General features: G+C 70.3%; 15 protein-coding genes and 1 riboswitch. Of the genes, 5 read left to right on the plus strand and 10 right to left on the minus strand.

All coding sequences use genetic code 11. The features are described 5' to 3' along the window. Positions 1-154: 154 nt before the first annotated feature. The 5 genes from DVH02_RS15555 to DVH02_RS15575 form a co-directional block, all read right to left on the minus strand. Complete coding sequence (locus DVH02_RS15555; RefSeq protein WP_114624411.1) at positions 155-1,915, minus strand: ABC transporter substrate-binding protein; 1,761 nt, start codon at positions 1,913-1,915, stop codon at positions 155-157. Positions 1,916-1,959: 44 nt separating this feature from the next. Further along, positions 1,960-2,952, minus strand: a complete 993-nt coding sequence (locus tag DVH02_RS15560; RefSeq protein ID WP_114624412.1) for an ABC transporter permease — start codon at positions 2,950-2,952, stop codon at positions 1,960-1,962. A gap of 457 nt (positions 2,953-3,409) precedes the next feature. After that, positions 3,410-4,204 (minus strand): enhanced serine sensitivity protein SseB C-terminal domain-containing protein, encoded by a 795-nt coding sequence (locus DVH02_RS15565; protein WP_114624413.1) that lies wholly within the window; start codon positions 4,202-4,204, stop codon positions 3,410-3,412. A gap of 257 nt (positions 4,205-4,461) precedes the next feature. After that, positions 4,462-5,196 (minus strand): enhanced serine sensitivity protein SseB, encoded by a 735-nt coding sequence (locus DVH02_RS15570; protein ID WP_233518246.1) that lies wholly within the window; start codon positions 5,194-5,196, stop codon positions 4,462-4,464. 37 nt (positions 5,197-5,233) lie between these two features. Next, positions 5,234-6,046 (minus strand): AAA family ATPase, encoded by an 813-nt coding sequence (locus DVH02_RS15575; RefSeq protein WP_233518247.1) that lies wholly within the window; start codon positions 6,044-6,046, stop codon positions 5,234-5,236. Between the two features lie 190 nt (positions 6,047-6,236). After that, a riboswitch (glycine riboswitch) is annotated at positions 6,237-6,334 on the plus strand. 158 nt (positions 6,335-6,492) lie between these two features. On the opposite strand from DVH02_RS15575, the gene gcvT reads away from it, so the two are divergent. The 4 genes from gcvT (at position 6,493) to DVH02_RS15595 (ending at position 10,927) form a co-directional block, all read left to right on the plus strand. After that, positions 6,493-7,650: a glycine cleavage system aminomethyltransferase GcvT gene (gcvT, locus tag DVH02_RS15580; protein WP_114624415.1), complete on the plus strand. Its 1,158-nt coding sequence runs from the start codon at positions 6,493-6,495 to the stop codon at positions 7,648-7,650. Positions 7,651-7,732: 82 nt separating this feature from the next. After that, on the plus strand, positions 7,733-8,107 hold the full coding sequence (gcvH, locus tag DVH02_RS15585) for a glycine cleavage system protein GcvH (RefSeq protein WP_114624416.1): 375 nt from the start codon (positions 7,733-7,735) through the stop codon (positions 8,105-8,107). Between the two features lie 15 nt (positions 8,108-8,122). Further along, a complete protein-coding gene (gene glyA, locus DVH02_RS15590) occupies positions 8,123-9,391 on the plus strand; it encodes a serine hydroxymethyltransferase (RefSeq protein WP_114624417.1) in 1,269 nt (422 codons plus the stop codon). Positions 9,392-9,529: 138 nt separating this feature from the next. Further along, positions 9,530-10,927, plus strand: a complete 1,398-nt coding sequence (locus DVH02_RS15595) for an L-serine ammonia-lyase (protein WP_114624418.1) — start codon at positions 9,530-9,532, stop codon at positions 10,925-10,927. Between the two features lie 26 nt (positions 10,928-10,953). On the opposite strand, the gene DVH02_RS37125 is transcribed toward DVH02_RS15595, so the two are convergent. The 4 genes from DVH02_RS37125 to DVH02_RS15630 form a co-directional block, all read right to left on the minus strand. Beyond that, a complete protein-coding gene (locus DVH02_RS37125) occupies positions 10,954-14,541 on the minus strand; it encodes an nSTAND1 domain-containing NTPase (protein ID WP_158575893.1) in 3,588 nt (1,195 codons plus the stop codon). 5 nt (positions 14,542-14,546) lie between these two features. Further along, positions 14,547-14,867, minus strand: coding sequence for a CU044_2847 family protein (locus DVH02_RS15620; protein ID WP_114624419.1), 321 nt, complete (start codon positions 14,865-14,867; stop codon positions 14,547-14,549). Between the two features lie 53 nt (positions 14,868-14,920). After that, positions 14,921-15,874, minus strand: coding sequence for an alpha/beta fold hydrolase (locus DVH02_RS15625; RefSeq protein ID WP_114624420.1), 954 nt, complete (start codon positions 15,872-15,874; stop codon positions 14,921-14,923). Positions 15,875-15,941: 67 nt separating this feature from the next. Next, positions 15,942-16,808 (minus strand): NAD(P)H-binding protein, encoded by an 867-nt coding sequence (locus tag DVH02_RS15630; RefSeq protein ID WP_114624421.1) that lies wholly within the window; start codon positions 16,806-16,808, stop codon positions 15,942-15,944. Between the two features lie 109 nt (positions 16,809-16,917). Here DVH02_RS15630 and DVH02_RS15635 point away from each other — a divergent pair, with 109 nt between their 5' ends. Beyond that, positions 16,918-17,379 (plus strand): MarR family winged helix-turn-helix transcriptional regulator, encoded by a 462-nt coding sequence (locus DVH02_RS15635; protein ID WP_233518248.1) that lies wholly within the window; start codon positions 16,918-16,920, stop codon positions 17,377-17,379. A gap of 30 nt (positions 17,380-17,409) precedes the next feature. Here the strand turns inward: DVH02_RS15635 and DVH02_RS15640 are convergent, their stop codons facing one another. Continuing rightward, on the minus strand, positions 17,410-18,324 hold the full coding sequence (locus tag DVH02_RS15640) for a CopD family protein (protein WP_114624423.1): 915 nt from the start codon (positions 18,322-18,324) through the stop codon (positions 17,410-17,412). Positions 18,325-18,335 lie beyond the last annotated feature (11 nt).

The raw sequence follows: 18,335 nt of genomic DNA on the forward strand, positions 1-18,335 counted from the left end.
AGCCGTGCGGTGCCGGGTCGTACGGGCGGGGTGCGCCCGTACGACCCGGCACCTTCACCTGCCTTTCGGGGGGTGCTGTTTTGATGTACAGGTGTTACGAGGCGTTACGAGGTGTTACGAGGCCCCGAGGAGCGGGGCCCCGAGGCGTTGCCTGCTACTTCGACGAGCCCATCAGCGTGTAGTCGTACATGCCGAGGTATGCCTCGGCGACCGTGACGTTGGTCGCCGACTCCGGGCGGTAGAGCAGGTTCTTGCGGTAGAAGAGCGGCACCGCGGAGGCGTTCTCCATGACGAGCTTGTCGACCTCGGCCCACTTCTCGCCGCGGGCGGCGGTGTCGAGGGTGCCGATGCCGTCGGTGAGCGCCTTGTTGATCTTCGGGTCGTTCAGCTCCATCAGGTTCGTGCCACCGGACGGCTTGATGGCCGAACCGTTCACGATCTGGTCGAGGAAGCCGTAGCCGGTCGGCCAGTCAGCACCCCAGGCCATCATCATGAGGCCGGCCTTGTTGTCGTGGACCCACTTGGGGGAGCCCGCGAAGTCGGTGAAGTACTTGTCGGCCGGGAACTGCTTGATCTCGGCGGTGATGCCGATGGTCTTCAGGCTCTGCTGGATCTGCGTCGCGGCCAGAACCTCGTCGGGACGGTCGGAGCGCGCGGTCAGCGAGGTCTTGAAGCCCTTCGGCTGCTTGCACGCGGTCAGGGCCTCCTTCGCCTTGTCGGCGTCGCCCTTGCTGCCCTCGGTCGGGTACAGGTCGAACTTCTTGTACCCGGCGACCGACGGCGGGATCATCGTGGAGGCGGGCTCACCCTTGACCGAGCCGCCGATGGAGTCGACCACTCCGGCCTTGTTCACCGCGTACTGCACGGCCTTGCGGCACTCGATGTTGTCGAACGGCTTCACGTTGACGTTGATCGCCAGGTACTGGAGCGCGCCCGCGTAGGGGTTGTCCGTCTTGGCCTTCTCGGCGGCCTTGACGAGCACCTTCGGCTGCGTCTTGGACTGCAGTCCCGTGCCCTCGATACCGGCGGTGATCGAGTCGCTGAGCAGGTGCTCGTCGATCGTCGAGGCGTTGATGTTGAACTTCAGCTCGATCTTGTCGGGCAGCGCCTTGCGGATCGGGTCGGTCGCCGGGTCCCACTCGGGGTTGCGGACCAGGGTCGCGCCGCGGCTCTCGCTGTACGAGTCGAACTTGTACGGGCCCGAGGACACGATCTTCTGGACGTAGTCGGCGCCCGTGTCGGCCTTCTGCGGGACCGGAGCCGTCTGCGAGAACGCGGCCAGGTAGTCCATGTCCGCGAACGGCTTGTTCAGCTTGAAGGTGATCGTGTACTTGTCCGGCGTCTCGATGGACTTGAGGCCGTCCTTGGACTTGTCCTTGTACGGACCCTTGTACTTCTCACCGCCCTCCAGGTACGACTTGAAGTACGTCGGGCCGTTGGAGATGGCCTCGGGCGCGAAGTTGGAGCGCTCGACGGCGTACTTGACGTCCGCGGAGGTGATCTCGGTGCCGTCCTGGAACTTGATGCCCTTGCGGAGCGTGTAGGTCCAGGTCTTGGCGTCCGCGCTGGCCTTGCCGAGGGAGGTGGCCAGGTCGGGAACGACCGTGAGGCCCTCCTTGCCGGCGGCCGGCTTGAACGTCACGAGCGAACGGCCGTACAGGCGGGAGAAGTTCTGCACCCAGCCGTAGTACGTGTTGCCCGGGTCCAGGGAGTCAGGACCACTGGCGTGCTCGTACGTGACCGTCCCCCCCTTCTTGGTGCTGGCGTTGACGATGCTGCTCAGCCCGGCGTCGGCCTTCGCGTTGCCGCCCCCCTTGCCTTCACCGTCCTTGCTGTCGCTGCTGCCGCAAGCGGTCGCACCCAGCGCCACCGCCAGCGTGACCGCGATGGCCGAAGCTGTCTTTCTGCTGTTCATCCTGAGGAAAGCCCCCTCGATTGACCGGTGCGGCAGGGCCGCGATTACTTGCCACGGGGGTCGAGTGCGTCACGCAGCCCGTCCCCCAGCAGATTGAAGGCCAGCACGGTGATGAAGATCGCCATGCCAGGAATGATCATGAACATCGGGTCGACCTGGTAGAGGTCGACCGCGGTGGACAGCATGCCGCCCCATGAGGACTGCGGCGGGGCGATGCCCACGCCGAGGAAGCTCAGGGAAGCCTCGAAGAGGATGTTGGTCGGGATCAGCAGCGTCGCGTAGACGAGGATCGGCGCGATCAGGTTCGGCAGCAGCTCCCGGAAGAGGATGAACGGGCCGCGGGCGCCGAGCGATCTGGCCGCCTCCACGAACTCCCGTTCCCGCAGGCTCATGGTCTGCGCCCGCACGATGCGTCCGATGTACGGCCAGCTGAAGAAGCCGATGACGAAGATCAGTACGGCGATCCGGAGCGACAGGCCCTCCAGCCCGAAGACGGTGCCCTGGAGCGACGCCGAGATGGAGATCGCGAAGAGGAGCAGCGGGAAGGCGAGGAAGGTGTCCATCATGCGGCTGATCACGCCGTCGACCCAGCCGCCGTAGAAGCCCGCCACCACGCCCATCACGACGCCGATGACGACGGAGAGCATCGTGGATCCGGCCGCGACGACCAGGGAGACCCAGGAGCCCTCGATGATGCGGGCCAGGATGTCGCGTCCGGTCTGCGGCTCGACACCGAGCGGGTGGTCCCAGCTGATCCCGCCGAAGCTGCCCTTGGGCGCCAGCAGGGTGGGGTCCACCAGGTCCTGGTTGAAGGCGTTGGGGTCGAGCCCGAAGACCGACTGAAGCGGCTTGGACAGTACGGCGACAAGGACCAGAAGGATCACGACGATCGCGCCGACCACGGCGACTTTGTCCCGCTTGAAACGCGTCCACGCGATCCGGCCGAGCGAGCGGCCCTCGATCTGCTTGCCCCCGGCGCCCTCCAGGACCGCTTCCGGCGGCGCCGCCGACCCGGTGGTCTCGATAGGTGCCGTCATTGCGCTGGAGACCCCTCTCGGCCGACGGTGGCCGGCCCATGACCGCCGCTGTAGCGGCTCGTTCACTTCAGATTTCGCACACTGGTCCCCCTGGAGATCCCGGGGGACTGCTTCTTGGAGCGCATCGCACACTAGTACGTGCCGAGGCCACCTGCTGCACGGAGTCTTCAACCACGAAGCGATCACCCGCCAGCCCTCACGGGGAATGGTTGCTCAACCGTGATGCGATAAGAGGGTTACCGTTATCCGGACATGGATTTCGGGTCAACGGACGATGTGGGTCACTAAACCGTCAGATCGGTCATGCCGCCCAACTACCCGCATGTCCTGCGGAACTAACCGATCCGGCTGCCGGGGAGCCCGTGTCCACCCGGTGTTCGACACCCGGCAAGACCGCAGGTCCAGACCTTGTGCGCGGCCGGGTCGCCGCGCCCCGCCCGTCCCGCGCGCGCTCCGCTCAGTAGCCGCCGGGCGCGGGAGGCGGGTAGCCGTATCCGGGCGCGGGGCCCGGTCCCGCGGGCGCCGCGTGCGCCTCCCGGTCGTAGAACGGGCGGGAGTTGGAGCGCAGCCACATTGTTACCGGGTCGTATTCGTCGGACATCGCGACGGTGGAGACCGGCAGCCCGTCCGGTACGGCGGCGATCGACTGGCGCATCATCGTGTGTACGGATTCGACGGAAGCCGGGCTCGTGTCGTACAGATCGAGGCCGATCGCGAGGTACGGCACCCCGACCGCGGGCTGTACCCAGGTGCGGCGCAGCGAGCGGACGGCGGGCGTGCGGTGCGCGTTCTGCGTGAGCAGGGCGTAGAACTGCGGCAGCGGTACGGCCGGTTCGGACAGGCGCAGCGGTCCGGCGGGCATCCGGTCCAGGCCGGTGGCGATGCGGCGCAGATCGAGCCAGGGGATGCCGACACCGCCGCCGGGAGCGTGCGGATTGAGCCAGATTCCCCAGCGGTCGGGGTAGAGGGCACGGGCGACGTCCCGGCCGGTGACCACCTCGTGGGCCCGGGTCCAGCCGCTGACGGCCAGCTCCTGGGCGGAGGTGACGCAGGGGGCGTAGCCGAGCCCGTCGATCTCCATGTTCCCGTACTGGGCGTCGGGCGATCCGGCCCCGCCGTGCCAGAGCAGCATCCAGACGCTGTCGTCGGCCAGGGCCTGCAGGAGCGCCTCGTACGCGTCGTACCGTCCGGGCGTCACCTGACGCAGCATGTGCTCGACCTGTCCGGCCGCCGCGGTGCCTGACGCGCTCACTGTGGGTTCCGCCCCTCGTCGATCCACCATTCGCCCAGCTCCCCCGGGCACTGTTCGGGCGCGCGGTGCGACGGCGCGGCCGGGAAACAGCTTAGGCGGTGTGGTGAATATCCCGCCTGGCCGAAAGGACACGCTTCCGCGACGGCCACCGAGGTGGCCGCCGACGGCGTTGTCCGTGCCGGTGGATGTCGGTGGAAGCCGGTGGATGTATGTGGAAGCCGGTGGATGTCGGTGGATTTCGTTGGAAGGGACGTACGTCAACCACGCTGGTAGAACGGGCGCACCTTCGCCAGCAGCCAGTCGGCGACCGGGTCCTGGGCCACGTCCAGCAGCAGCAGGTTGACCGGCCAGCCGACCTGTACCCGGCCCAGCGCCCGGCCCAACGCGTCCATCGGGGCGTTGCGTTCCGCGGCCTCCCAGGACGAGAGCTGGACGCCTATGAAGAGCACCGGCGGCTCGCCCTCGACGCTGGCGAGCGCGCGGCGGGCGGACAGGACGACGCCCGCGGCCTCGAACTCGGCCGCCGCGGCGGTGAGGAAGTCCACCGGGTCCTCCTGCCAGTCCGGCTCGAAGAGCCGGGCCCGGCCGCCGCTGGCCGGACCGTCGAGCGGGGTACGGCCCGTCCGGCACAGCTCGGCGACGGCGAGCGGCGGCAGCGGCATGCCGACCAGCCCGCCCGGGTTGACCACCACGCCGAGCTGCGGCGGCAGCCCCCTGGCGAAGTCGCGGGCGGGGGCGACCGTGAAGGCCATGTGGGCGCCGACGCAGCTGCGGAACTGTTCCGCCGAGCTGAACACCGGGACGTAGGCGCCGCCCTCGATCTCCATCGTCGGCAGATCGAGCGCGGGGCTGTCGGGTCCGCCGCCGTTGGGCAGGGGCACCCAGACCTCGCTGCGCCCGAGCACCTCGATCAGCCGCGCGCCCGCCCCCTCGACACCGAGCGAGGCGGCGAGCGCCTCTTCCAGCTCATTGCCCGGCCATGCTGTGTTCACTGTCCTCATTCCTCCGCCTCGACCCTGCGGCAGCACCTTACGGCGTGACGGCCGCGCCGGTCCCGGTCATGACGGCCCCGGTGACGCCGGTCCCGGTCATGACGGCCGAGAACGCGATCCGCTCCAGTGCCCCGGCGGCCTCCCGGTCCAGGAGCACCGCGGAGGCGCACCCGGCGGGGAGCAGCCCGCTCTCGGCCGCGGCGAGGAGGCGGCCGACCGCTCGGCGGTGCCGGGCGAAGGCGTACCGGGAGACGCCTCGCCCCCGTTCGCGCTGTCCGGCGCGGGCGGTCTCGGGCGCCACGTCCAGCAGGAGGAGGTGGAGCAGCCGGCCGCGTCGGCCGCTCTCGTGGGCCAGCCAGCTCCGCACCCAGCGCTGCGTGCCGCAGTCGTGGACGACGATGCCCGTGCCGGAGCGCAGCGCGCGCCACACGCCTGCGTAGTGGGTGAGCCGGACGAGCGGGCGGTAGAGCGGATAGGGGAGCGAGGGCGGCAGCAGCCGCGCCCAGCGCTCCCTGGCGTCCTGGGAGTCGATCCCGGCGCCCCGCGCGGTGCGCCGGATGAGGGTGGACTTGCCGCTGCCGGGCAGCCCGGAGACGACCACCACGTCCCCGGCGGCGAAGCCGAGGGTGTGCGGCACCAGGCCGGGCCGGCCGCGTAAGTCCCGTACGCCCGGCCCCGGCCCCGGCCCCGTACCCGCACCCGGGCCCGCGTCTCCGGGACCGGCCCCTCCCGGGCCCGCGTCTCCCGGGCCCGCTGCCGCGAGCGCGCCACCGGCCGGTGCTCCCTGCTGGGCGGGCACGCGCGCCGTCGCGCCGGCCGCCGGACATGTTCCGGATCCCTGCGACATCATCCGACGTCCCCCTGTCAGCCCGCCCCTACAGGGCCTGGTCCCTGTACGTGTGCACGACCCTTGCCCAAGAAGTGTAAAGAAATGGCAATGTCGCACAAGCTTGTCACCCGAGCGGGCGAGTCGGGGACCCGCGGCCCCGATCCGGGCCGATGCGTGCGATGATGTGCCCGCCAACTGCATACCGGCCGTTTGAATCCGCGCGGGAGAGTCCCGGCCACCGTGTGCGCCGGGCGCCGAAGGAGCAAGTTCCTCCCTTGAATCTCTCAGGCCCCGTACCGCGTGGATGAGGCAGATCTGAAAAGCGGGCCGCACCGACAGCGGCTCCACCCAAGGTGCAAGTCATGGCCCGCCGTACGCGTGCGTACGGGTGGCCGTGGTGAACCTCTCAGGTTCCGATGACAGATGGGGAGGACCGTCCTCGCCGTCATGCCCTGGGAGCCACACCGATGAGCCCTGTCCCCCCGAGCAGCACCTCCGCCGCGCCCGTCGGCCCCCGTACCACCGCCCTCGACGCGGTGCACCGCGCGCTCGGCGCGACCATGACCGACTTCGCGGGCTGGGACATGCCGCTGCGCTACGGCAGCGAGCGCGACGAGCACCAGGCCGTACGGACCGGGGTCGGTCTCTTCGACCTCTCCCACATGGGCGAGATCACCGTGTCAGGCCCGGCCGCGGGGGCGCTCCTGGACTACGCGCTGGTCGGCAACATCGGCGCGCTCGCCGTGGGCCGGGCCCGCTACACCATGATCTGCCGGGAGGACGGCGGGATCCTCGACGACCTGATCGTCTACCGCCTCCAGGACGACGAGTACATGATCGTCGCCAACGCCTCCAACGCCCAGGTGGTGCTGGACGCGCTGAACGTGCGCTCCGAGGGGTTCGACGCCGATGTGCGCGACGACCGTGACGCGTACGCGCTGCTGGCCGTCCAGGGCCCGGAGGCCGCCGGCGTCCTGAAGGCCGTGACGGACGCCGATCTGGACGGGCTCAAGTACTACGCGGGGCTGCCGGGCACGGTCGCCGGGGTCCCCGCGCTGATCGCCCGCACCGGCTACACGGGCGAGGACGGCTTCGAGCTGTTCGTCGAACCCCGGTACGCCGAGCGGCTGTGGCAGGCGCTGACCGAGGCGGGCGAGGGCGTCGGCCTGGTGCCCTGCGGGCTGTCCTGCCGCGACACGCTGCGCCTGGAGGCGGGCATGCCGCTGTACGGGCACGAGCTGTCCACCGCTCTCACCCCGTTCGACGCGGGCCTCGGCCGGGTCGTGAAGTTCGAGAAGACGTCGAACGACGGCGACTTCGTCGGGCGTACGGCGCTGGAGGCGGCGGCCGAGCGCGCCGCGAGCGCCCCGCCGCGCAGGCTGGTCGGCCTGATCGCCGAGGGCCGCCGGGTGCCGCGCGCCGGATACCCGGTGGTCGCCGGAGGGACGACGGTGGGCGAGGTCACCTCGGGCGCCCCGTCACCGACCCTGGGCCGGCCGATCGCGATGGCGTACGTCGACGCGGTCCACGCCGAACCGGGCGCCGCGGGCGTCGGCGTGGACATCCGGGGCTCACACGAGCCGTACGAGGTCGTGGCGCTCCCGTTCTACAAGCGCCAGAAGTAATCCGGACGGACCGGCGACGCCCGTCTCGGTCCGTAAGACGCTTGTTCCACACCACACCCCCGCGTACAGGAGAATTCAGGTCATGAGCTACCCCCAGCAGCTGCGGTACAGCAAGGAACACGAGTGGCTGTCGGCCGCCGACAACGGTGTGTCGACGGTGGGCATCACGGAGTACGCGGCGAACGCCCTCGGCGACGTCGTGTTCGCCCAGCTCCCCGAGGTCGGTGAGACCGTGACCGCGGGCGAGACCTGTGGAGAGCTGGAGTCCACCAAGTCCGTCAGCGACCTCTACTCCCCTGTGACCGGCGAGGTCACCGAGACGAACCAGGACGTCGTGGACGACCCCTCGTTGGTGAACTCCGCCCCCTACGAGGGCGGCTGGCTGTTCAAGGTGCGCGTCGAGGCGGAGGACGAACTGCTCTCCGCCGACGAGTACAAAGAGTTCTCCGGCAACTGACACCCAGGGACTGTGATGTCTTCGAATCCGCTTCTGAACGCCTCGCTCCACGAACTCGACCCCGACGTCGCCGCCGCGGTCGACGCCGAACTCCACCGTCAGCAGTCCACCCTCGAAATGATCGCCTCGGAGAACTTCGCTCCGGTCGCGGTGATGGAGGCGCAGGGCTCGGTACTGACCAACAAGTACGCCGAGGGCTACCCGGGCCGCCGCTACTACGGCGGCTGTGAGCACGTCGACGTGATCGAGCAGATCGCCATCGACCGGGTGAAGGCCCTCTTCGGCGCCGAGCACGCGAACGTACAGCCGCACTCGGGCGCCCAGGCGAACGCCGCCGCGATGTTCGCGCTGCTCTCCCCCGGCGACACGATCATGGGTCTGAACCTCGCCCACGGCGGGCACCTGACCCACGGCATGAAGATCAACTTCTCCGGCAAGCTCTACAACGTCGTCGCGTACCACGTGGACGACGCGACCGGACAGATCGACATGGGCGAGGTCGAGCGGCTGGCCAAGGAGTCCCGGCCGAAGCTGATCGTGGCCGGCTGGTCCGCCTACCCCCGGCAGCTGGACTTCGCCGCGTTCCGCCGGATCGCCGACGAGGTCGGCGCGTACCTGATGGTCGACATGGCGCACTTCGCCGGTCTGGTCGCCGCGGGGCTGCACCCCAACCCGGTGCCGCACGCCCATGTCGTGACCACCACCACGCACAAGACCCTCGGCGGTCCGCGCGGCGGGGTGATCCTCTCCACCAAGGAACTGGCGAAGAAGATCAACTCGGCGGTCTTCCCCGGTCAGCAGGGTGGCCCGCTGGAGCATGTGATCGCGGGCAAGGCGGTCTCCTTCAAGGTCGCGGCCACCGAGGAGTTCAAGGAGCGCCAGCAGCGCACCCTCGACGGCGCCCGGATCCTCGCCGAGCGGCTGAGCCTGCCGGACGTCGCCGAGGCCGGTGTCTCCGTGCTCTCCGGCGGTACGGACGTCCATCTGGTCCTGGTCGACCTGCGCGACTCCGAGCTGGACGGCCAGCAGGCCGAGGACCGGCTGCACGAGGTCGGCATCACGGTCAACCGCAACGCCGTCCCGAACGACCCGCGCCCCCCGATGGTCACCTCGGGTCTGCGCATCGGCACCCCGGCGCTGGCCACCCGCGGCTTCACGACCGAGGACTTCACCGAGGTCGCGGAGATCATCGCGGCGGCGCTGAAGCCCGGCTTCGACCGCGAGGAGCTGGCGGGCCGGGTCTCCGCGCTGGCCGCGCGGCACCCGCTGTACCCGGGCCTGTAATCACCCGTACCACCCGCGTGACCGGGGCACCGCGCAGACTGGAACAGTGCGCGCGGTGCCCCGCCCCGTGTCTTCCGTCCTCTGCGCACCACCCCGGCGGACAACGGCGTCCGCCAACCGGCGACAAGGAGTCCCACCGTGGCCATCTCGGTCTTCGACCTGTTCTCGATCGGTATCGGCCCGTCCAGCTCGCACACGGTCGGCCCGATGCGCGCGGCCGGGATGTTCGCCCGCCGCCTCAAGAACGAGGGGCTGATCGCCCACACGGCCTCGGTCCGGGCCGAGCTGTACGGCTCCCTCGGCGCGACCGGCCACGGCCACGGCACCCCCAAGGCCGTCCTGCTGGGCCTGGAGGGCCACTCCCCGCGCACGGTCGACGTGGAGAACGCCGACGCCGAGGCGGAACGTATCCGCACCAGCGGCCGGCTCCAGCTGCTCGGCATGCACGAGATCGCCTTCGACGCGGACGAGGACCTGGTCCTGCACCGCCGCAAGGCCCTGCCGTACCACGCGAACGGTATGACGCTCGCCGCGTACGACGCGGATGGCGGAGCGCTCCTGGAGAAGACGTACTACTCGGTGGGCGGCGGTTTCGTCGTGGACGAGACCGTGCTCGACGCGGACGGCTCGGCCAAGGACCGCATCGTGCCCGACGACACCGTGCTGAGGCACCCCTTCCGGACCGGTGACGAGCTGCTGCGGCTCTCCTCCGACACCGGTCTTTCGATCTCCGCGCTGATGCTGGAGAACGAGAAGGCGTGGCGCACGGAGGAGGAGATCCGCGCCGGGCTGCTGGAGATCTGGCGCGTCATGCGGGAGTGCGTCACGCGCGGCATGTCCCGCGAGGGCATCCTGCCCGGCGGCCTCAAGGTCCGCCGCCGCGCCGCCCACTCGGCCCGCCAGCTGCGCGCGGAGGGCGACCAGCAGGCCCACGCCATGGAGTGGATCACGCTCTACGCGATGGCCGTCAACGAGGAGAACGCGGCGGGCGGCCGGGTCGTCACGGCCCCCACCAACGGCGCGGCCGGCATCATCCCGGCCGTCCTGCACTACTACATGAACTTCGCGGCGGGCGGCGCCACCGAGACCGAGAAGGACGACAACGTCGTCCGCTTCCTCCTCGCGGCCGGCGCCATCGGCATGCTCTTCAAGGAGAACGCCTCCATCTCCGGCGCCGAGGTCGGCTGCCAGGGCGAGGTGGGCTCCGCCTGCTCCATGGCCGCCGGCGCCCTCGCCGAGGTCCTCGGCGGCTCGGCGGAACAGGTCGAGAACGCCGCCGAGATCGGCATGGAACACAACCTCGGCCTCACCTGCGACCCGGTCGGCGGCCTCGTCCAGATCCCCTGCATCGAACGCAACGGCATGGCGGCGGTCAAGGCGGTCACGGCGGCGAAGATGGCGCTGCGCGGCGACGGCAGCCACAAGGTCTCCCTCGACAAGGTCATCAAGACGATGAAGGAGACCGGCGCGGACATGTCCGTGAAGTACAAGGAGACGGCCCGCGGCGGGCTCGCGGTGAACATCATCGAGTGCTGAGGAGACCTGCTCCGACCGGGTAGTTCTCATCTTTCAACGCTGTCGCGGCCTTTCCCGTCCACGGACTGTCCCTGGAAAGTGCCCGGGGCGTCCGCGGATTCCTCGATCCATCGGCGCAGCAACGGCAGCAGGACATCAGGGTTGACGGGCTTGGTCACACAGTCGGACGCGCCCGCCTCGGCAGCCAGCTGCCGGCTGCCGAGCACACCCGGCGGAACCAGGGCGATGATGGGCACCGCACCGCACTTGGACGTCCTGCGAATCCGCGCGATGGTCGTAGGGCCCTCCGCCGCCGGCAGCATGACGTCGATCACGAGGACCTCGATGTCGTCACGGCGCTCCAGAATATCGATGGCCTCGTCGCCGTTCTCGGCGTAACACACGTCCAGACCGTGCCGTTCCAAGACGCTGGTGAGCGCGAAGGCGCTGCGGATGTCGTCATCGACGAGCAGCACCTTCTCGCCGACGAAGCGGGTGCCGCGTTCTGATTCCGCCGACGCCCGGTACGGATCCGCGTTCGCCGGCTGCGCCTGGGCACCGGGCAGACCGGGCAGGGCGTTCCGCGGCTGAGGCAGGGGTGCGGCTCCGTGGGGGCGGCCGAAGGGCGCGGCGAGTTCATCCCGCTCCTTTGCCGCCCTCTCGTCGTCCTGCGATGACTCGCTGGGACGCAGTGGCAGGTACAGCGTGAATGTCGAGCCGTGCCCTGATTCGCTCCGCGCATGGATCTCACCGCCGAGCAGCCGCGCGATCTCTCGCGAAATACTGAGTCCGAGGCCCGTACCGCCGTACTTGCGGCTCGTGACCCATTCCCCTTGCCTGAACGCCTCGAAGATGCCTCCCATCTTGCCGGCCTCGATACCGATCCCGGTGTCCGCCACGGCGAACGCGATGACGTCGGCCGCCGGATCCGGCGGCGCCCCGGCTCCGAGAAGTTGCAGCCGGACGGCCGACGGCACCTCCATGCCGGCGCGGTGAATGTACAGCTCGACCTCTCCCGAGTCGGTGAACTTGAGCGCGTTGGACAGCAGGTTGCGCAGCACTTGCAGCAGCCGCTGTTCGTCTGTGAACAGCGTGGGAGGCAGTTCGGGCGACACGCGTACGGAGAGATCGAGCCCTTTTTCCGCTGCCAACGGCCTGAAGAGGGCCTCCACATAGTCGGCGAGCGGTACGAGCGCGGCAGGGGTGGCGAAGACGGCCATCCTGCCCGCCTCGACCTCCGACAGGTCGAGAATGTCGTTGATCAGCTGAAGCAGGTCGGAGCCGGCGCCGTGGATGGTCTCGGCGAACTCGACCTGCCGCGGGGAGAGGTTCTTTTCCGCATTGTCGGCAAGCAGCTTGGCCAGGATCAGCAGCGAGTTGAGCGGCGTGCGCAGCTCATGCGACATGTTCGCCAGGAACTCGGTCTTGTAACGCATGGAGAGCCCGAGGTGCTCGGCGCGCTCCTCCAGGACCTGCCGGGCCTCCTCGGTCTCGGCGCTCTTGATCTCGATGTCGCGGTTCCGTTCGGCCAGCAGCTCGGCCCTCTTCTCCAGTTGGGCGTTGGACGCCTGGAGAGCACCTTGCCGCTCCTCCAACTGCCTTGTTTGGTAGCGTAATTGCTCGGCAATTCTCTGAGACTGACTCAACAGTTGCTGAGTTTGCTGTTGTTCCAGGATTGCCTCGCTGCTGAGCTGGATCAGATGGGCGACTTTCTGAGGGATATCGGGGAGCCGTTCCCCCAGCCAGCTCTGTGCCTCCGCCACCCGGGCGGCGGAGAGCAGGTCCTCGTCGCGGGCGCGTTCCTCCATGACGGTCAGCCACTGCTGGAAATCGGCGTCCTCCTCGACCCAGGCGGAGAGCCTGCCCCATTCCCGGATCAATGCCTCATGTGCGATCTCGGCCGTCTCGGGCCCGTCAGAGCCCAGGATGACCAGGCGGCGATCTGGTTCGGCCAGCAATTGGCCGATGTACCAGTCACTCCCGAGATGAGAACGGTCGGCGGTGACGCGGACGGCGCTGGCCGCCCCACCGCGGGCGCGGATCATGGAGAGCAGCGCGCGGCGGATGCGTTGCTCATCCAGTCGGAGCTGGTCGTGCAGCCAGTAGTAGGCCTTCTCGGCATGCTGGTTCAGGGCTCCGGCGACGCCTCCCAGGCCGTGATAGCTGTCAAAACTGATCTGGCGTTCACGCTGCAAGGGCCACAGTTCGGTCAGGGTGAACTCCAGGAGGGGCAGACTGCCCGCCGCCCTGGACGCCTCACCCGCGATCTTCTCCGCCAGCCCGGGGCTGAAGGCCACGCCGGCCAGCTGGGCCGGTTCCACGATCACCCGTGTCAGTGCCGCCTCGTCCAGTGGGGAGACGTTCAACTGCCGATCCTGGAGCCGGGAACCGATATCGGGCAGTTCCAGCAGGTCGGGAAGGAAGTCGGCGCGCAGTGTGCAGACCAGACGTACGTTCGTGTCCTGCACCGTGTCCGGCGGCGGCAACAGATGCTGGAGGAACTCCAGGGCCTTCTCCGCGTCCGAACTCCCGCTGAGCACCTCCTCGAACTGGTCCCCGATGAGAGCCAGACGTCTGCCGGTCAGCAGCGCGACCCGCGAGGCCACCGGCCAGAATCCGTCGTCGCGCAGCGCCTGTGCTCGATGGTCCAGTTGTTCGAGGGAGTGGCTCGCTCCTGGATGCTCAAGATCAAGCAGGGCGCGGGCAACTGACTCATGAGGGGTCACACCTGGACGGAAGGAAGCCACCATCCAGCCGTCGGCCGCGAGAGCGGGCCGCAGACCGGCCGCGACGATGGACGACTTGCCGACTCCGGAAGGGCCGGTGACGACAACGAGCGGCTGCGCCCGCACCATCTCCCGGAGCCGTTTGACCTCGCGCTCGCGCCCCACGAACACACCCGCCTGCGCGTCCGCGGCCGTGAACGCCTGGAGTCCTCGGTACGGACAGGGCGGCAGTATCGACCGGCCCAGAGCCTCGGGCCATACGGCCGCTACCTCCGACAGAGGCACCGCATACGCATCGTGCGCCGCTCCCCCTTTGGCGGCGATCGCGAGCATTCCCACGGCCGCGTCGCCCCAGCGGTCCGTCGCCACAACGGGCGCGCCGCTGTAACCGGGCTGAGTTCGCAGGGCGGCCTCGGCGCGGGCGTCGAGCTGGATCAAACCACCACCGACTGCTCCTCGTATGGAGCAACTGGTCCAGGCTCCCTTGTCCTTTCGGTCAGGGGTACTCGGATAGCCGAACACCGATACCTGCGCATCGGGGATCAGGCCGATACGCGCATCGACCAGTCGCGCCGCCCCGGCCCCGACGGGCAGTGTGTCTCCACCCACAACGACCAGGCCGGCCACATCACGTCCAGGGCCGCCCGGTCCCGCGGGCGGATCCCACGCCGCCACGCGGCATACCCGCAGCGGTGCACCGTCGACGCCGCCGAGCAACACGAACTCCACCTGGACGCGCGCGTCGTCAGGGGGGCGTTCGCGATGGCGCTTGTCATGTCCGAGCGCCGCGTTGACGACATGCGCACAGGTGACGATGTGCCGGTCTCCGGCCACGAACCCGAGGCCGACAGGAGCGCCCGAGGCCGCTGACCGGATCTTGACGATGAACCCTTCCCGCCGAGCGTGCATGTGGATCAGTCACGCTTCCAGACCACTCGGACGGCGAAGTTCACCTCTGCCGTCCCCTTGGCGATGATCACGCCGCTCTCGCCACCGATCTTCAGCCCGAACTGGATCTCCGTCTCGTCCGGCCTCAGCTCCCGGACCGTTTCGGAGACCTGCGCCAGAGCCGGTCTCACCCGGTCGAGCGCTTCACGGAGAGAGGTCTCGGCTCGGGCCACCATGCCGTCGCCCGCCGCGAGTTCCAGGTCCGAGCCTGCCAAGCCACTGTCGACTTCGAAGACGGCGGTGCCTTCGCCGTCACCGTCCACCGTCATCATGACGAGTTCCGACACAGTGCCCCCTTGCGCCCGGCAGGCCCCGTTCACGGGGCCAGCGACAATGCCCCCTATCTTGTGCCATCCCGTCGTGGCATTTCAGGTGAATCCAGGAGACATTCCGGAGGTACCGAGCCGCTGTCACGCCGTGCGGTACGGAGCAGACGGCCGAGATCCGCAGCCGCGTCCGACGCGTGGGTGAACTCCCGTATGAGTCGCGCGAGTTCCGCCGGTCGGTCCAGGGGTACGAGGGTGTTGCTGTCCGCCACCTCGACCAGCCGACCGCGGGGCAGGAGTCCGGCGAGGCGTCGGCCGTGCTCGGGCGGCATCACGCGGTCTCCGCGTGCCCACACCACGAGGGCGGGGCGGGTGAAGCGCGGCAGGTGTTCGGCCGCGGCGAGCAGCAGGCCGGTGTCCGCCGCCACGGCTCGCAGTGTGCGGACGGCGTCCCGGCGGATCCCGGGCCGCTTGATGACCGGTTCCGCCCACCGGGCGGTGGCCGCGTCCCCGCGCAGGGTCAGCCACCCGAACGCGATCGGGAGGCGGCGGAGCGGGCGCAGCCGCATCTGCCGCATGAACAGCCCGAACATCCGGGGCGGGAGCTTGCCGGTGAGCACGAGCGTCCGGCCTGTCAGCCCCGGCGGAACGTTGTCGAACGCGTCGCACGAGACGAGCACGACCCGTCCCACGCGGGCGGCGCCCTCGCACATGAGCAGTTGGACGAGTGCTCCGCCGGTGTCGTTGCCGACGAGGGTGACGTCGTGGAGGCCGAGGCGGTCGAGGAACTCCGTGACCAGCCGTGCCACCCCGGGCAGCGACAGGTCGGCATCGGCGCGCATCGCGTGAGGGTGCGCACCGAGCGGCAGCGTCGGTGCCACGCACCGGTGGTCGGCGCGGAGGTCGGCGACCGGTCCTTCCCACAGCGAGGCGTCCATCATCAGCCCGTGCAGCAACACGACCGCGGGGCCGTCGCCGCCGGTGTCCTCGTACGCGAGTGTCCCGGCGGACAGTTCGATCTCTCTCATGTCCAGCTCCCTCAGGTCCGTTGGCGCGGCCCCGGGCCCGTTGGCGCGGTGGGGAATCCTCCGGCGCTCATGAGCGGGCCGGGGCCGTGAAGGCGGCGGCGTTCTCCGCGGCCCACGCGGCGAAGGTGCGGGCGGGGCGGCCGAGGAGCTTCTCCACGGTGTCCGTGGCCGGGCCCGGCGTGCGCGCGTAGTCGGCCAGGGAGCCGAGGAGCCGCTCGGGAACGTCCTCGGGCAGACCCTGGGCGAGCATGGCCCGGCGGACCTGTTCGGGATCCAGCTCCTGGAAGGAGAGGTCCCGGCCGACGGCTTCGCCGATCAGGCGGACCTTGTCCCGCTGGTCGAGCGGCCGCGGTCCGGTGAGCAGATGCGCGCGCCCCGCGTGCGCCGCGCCCTCGCGGTCCACCAGCGCCCGTACGGCCACCTCCGCGATGTCGCGCTGGTGGATCGGCGAGGTCACCGCGGCGCCGTGGGCACCGCGTACGACACCGGTCGCACGGATCTGCGGAGCCCAGGCCAGCGCGTTGGCGGCGAAGTCGGCGCAGCGCAGGAACGTCCACCGCAGGCCGGAGTCCCGGACGGCCCCCTCCACCGCCCGGAACTCGTCGGCGAACCGCCGGTGCCCGGCGGGGTGCTCCACTGTCGCGGACGACAGCACCACCACCCGCCGGGCGCCGCGCGCCTCGGCCAGCGCCAGTACCTCGGCGGCGGCTCCGCCGACGGCGCGCGTGCTGAGCAGGACGGCCTCAACCCCGTTCGGCAATGCCGTGAGGCCGCCCTGCCCGGTGGCGCGCGGATCCCCGTGCACGATCCGCACCCCACCGGGCAGGGCGGCGCCCGGGTCGCGGGTGACCGCCGCCACCTCGTGGCCCGCCGCCAGCAACAGGTCCAGCGCTTCACGTCCGACGATCCCGGTCGCTCCGATCACCACGAACATGCCGACACCCTTCCACTCCGGCCCCGGTGATTCCGTTGCCGTAATATACGAGAACCGTAGCATAATAATTCGAGAGGCGTACATTATGATTCCCGTAGAACCTGATGACGTGGCGCGGCGGCGACGGCGGGCCACGGTCGAGGTCAAGCAGGGACTGCGTGAGCTGGGTGCCGAGCTGGCCCTGCTCAACCGCCGGGTCGGCACCCGCCTCGGGCTCAAGGACATCGACCTGGACTGCCTCGACCTCATCAACGCCCACGGCCCACTGAGCCCGACCGCCCTGGCGCGACGGGCCGGGCTGCACGCGGCCACGACGACCGGAGTGCTCGACCGGCTCGAACGCGCCGGTTGGGTGGCCCGCGAACGCGACCCGGCGGACCGCAGGGCCTTTCTGGTGCGGGCCCTGCGCGAGCGCAACGCCGAGCTGCTGGAGCTGTTCGCCGGGATGAACTCCTCGGTGGAGCGCATCTGCGCCGACTACGACGACGCCGAGCTGGAGCGGCTCGCCGTCTTCCTCCGCCGCATCGCCGACGCCGGGCGCGACGCCGCCGAAGGGCTGACCGGCGGCTGACGGGCCCCGGCGGCGGCGGGAGCAGGGGGTTCACCGCGCGCTGAGCCAGTGCGGGTCGGGAACGACCGTCAGGATCGCGGAGACCAGCAGGACCAGTACGAGTACGGCCAGCTCGACGCGCGCGGGGCCGGTGGCGTCCGCCCCGCCGCGCAGCCGGGCCCTGGCCGCCAGGGCGAGACCGGCGACCACCGCGACCAGCAGGAGCTTGGCGATCAGGACGCGGCCGTAGGCCGTGCCGAGGACCACGTCCACCGGCAGCCTGCGCAGCGTGGAGAGCGTGCCGGTGACGACGAGCGCGGCGAAGAGGCGGCCCGCGAGCCGGGCGTAACGCGCCAGCACCCGCCGCGCACCGGCCGGGTCCGCGCGCCGCAGCCACATGGTGCGCAAGGCGTGCGCCAGCCCGCCGGTCCACACGGCGGCGGCGCCGAGGTGGACGACGGTGAGCGCGGCGCCGAACAGGGGCGTGTACGGCTCGGGGTGCGCCCGCAGCGCCTCGGCGCCGACCACCACGGCGAGCGGCAGCACGGCCCACGCCGGGCGGTTCAGCGCCACGCATCCGGCGGCCAGCAGGAAGGCGTTGGCCATGGCGAGCAGGAGGCGGCCCTCGACCGTGCCGTACACCTCGGTCAGGTCGAGTCCGCTGACGGCGGCCAGCAGCACGATCTGTCCGGCGCAGGCGCCCGCTCCGGTGAGCGCGGCGGCCAGCGCCCCACCGCGCGGGAGAGGGCCGCCGCGCGGGAGAGGGCCGCCGCGCGCCACCGCGACGCCTGTCAGCTCCCCGAGGTGGAGCGCGAGGGCGGCGAAGACGGCGACGCGCAGGACGGTCGTCGCACCCGCCCCGGGTATCCGCAGCTCTCCGGTGCCCCGCGCGGCGAGACCCGCGCCGAACAGCGCGACGAGGAGCGCGAGCAGGGCGGCCCCGGCGGCGAGACCCGCCGCACGCATGCCCCCGCGGG

Origin of the sequence: Streptomyces corynorhini, from assembly GCF_003346515.1 — a bacterium.
Lineage (GTDB): Bacteria > Actinomycetota > Actinomycetes > Streptomycetales > Streptomycetaceae > Streptomyces > Streptomyces corynorhini.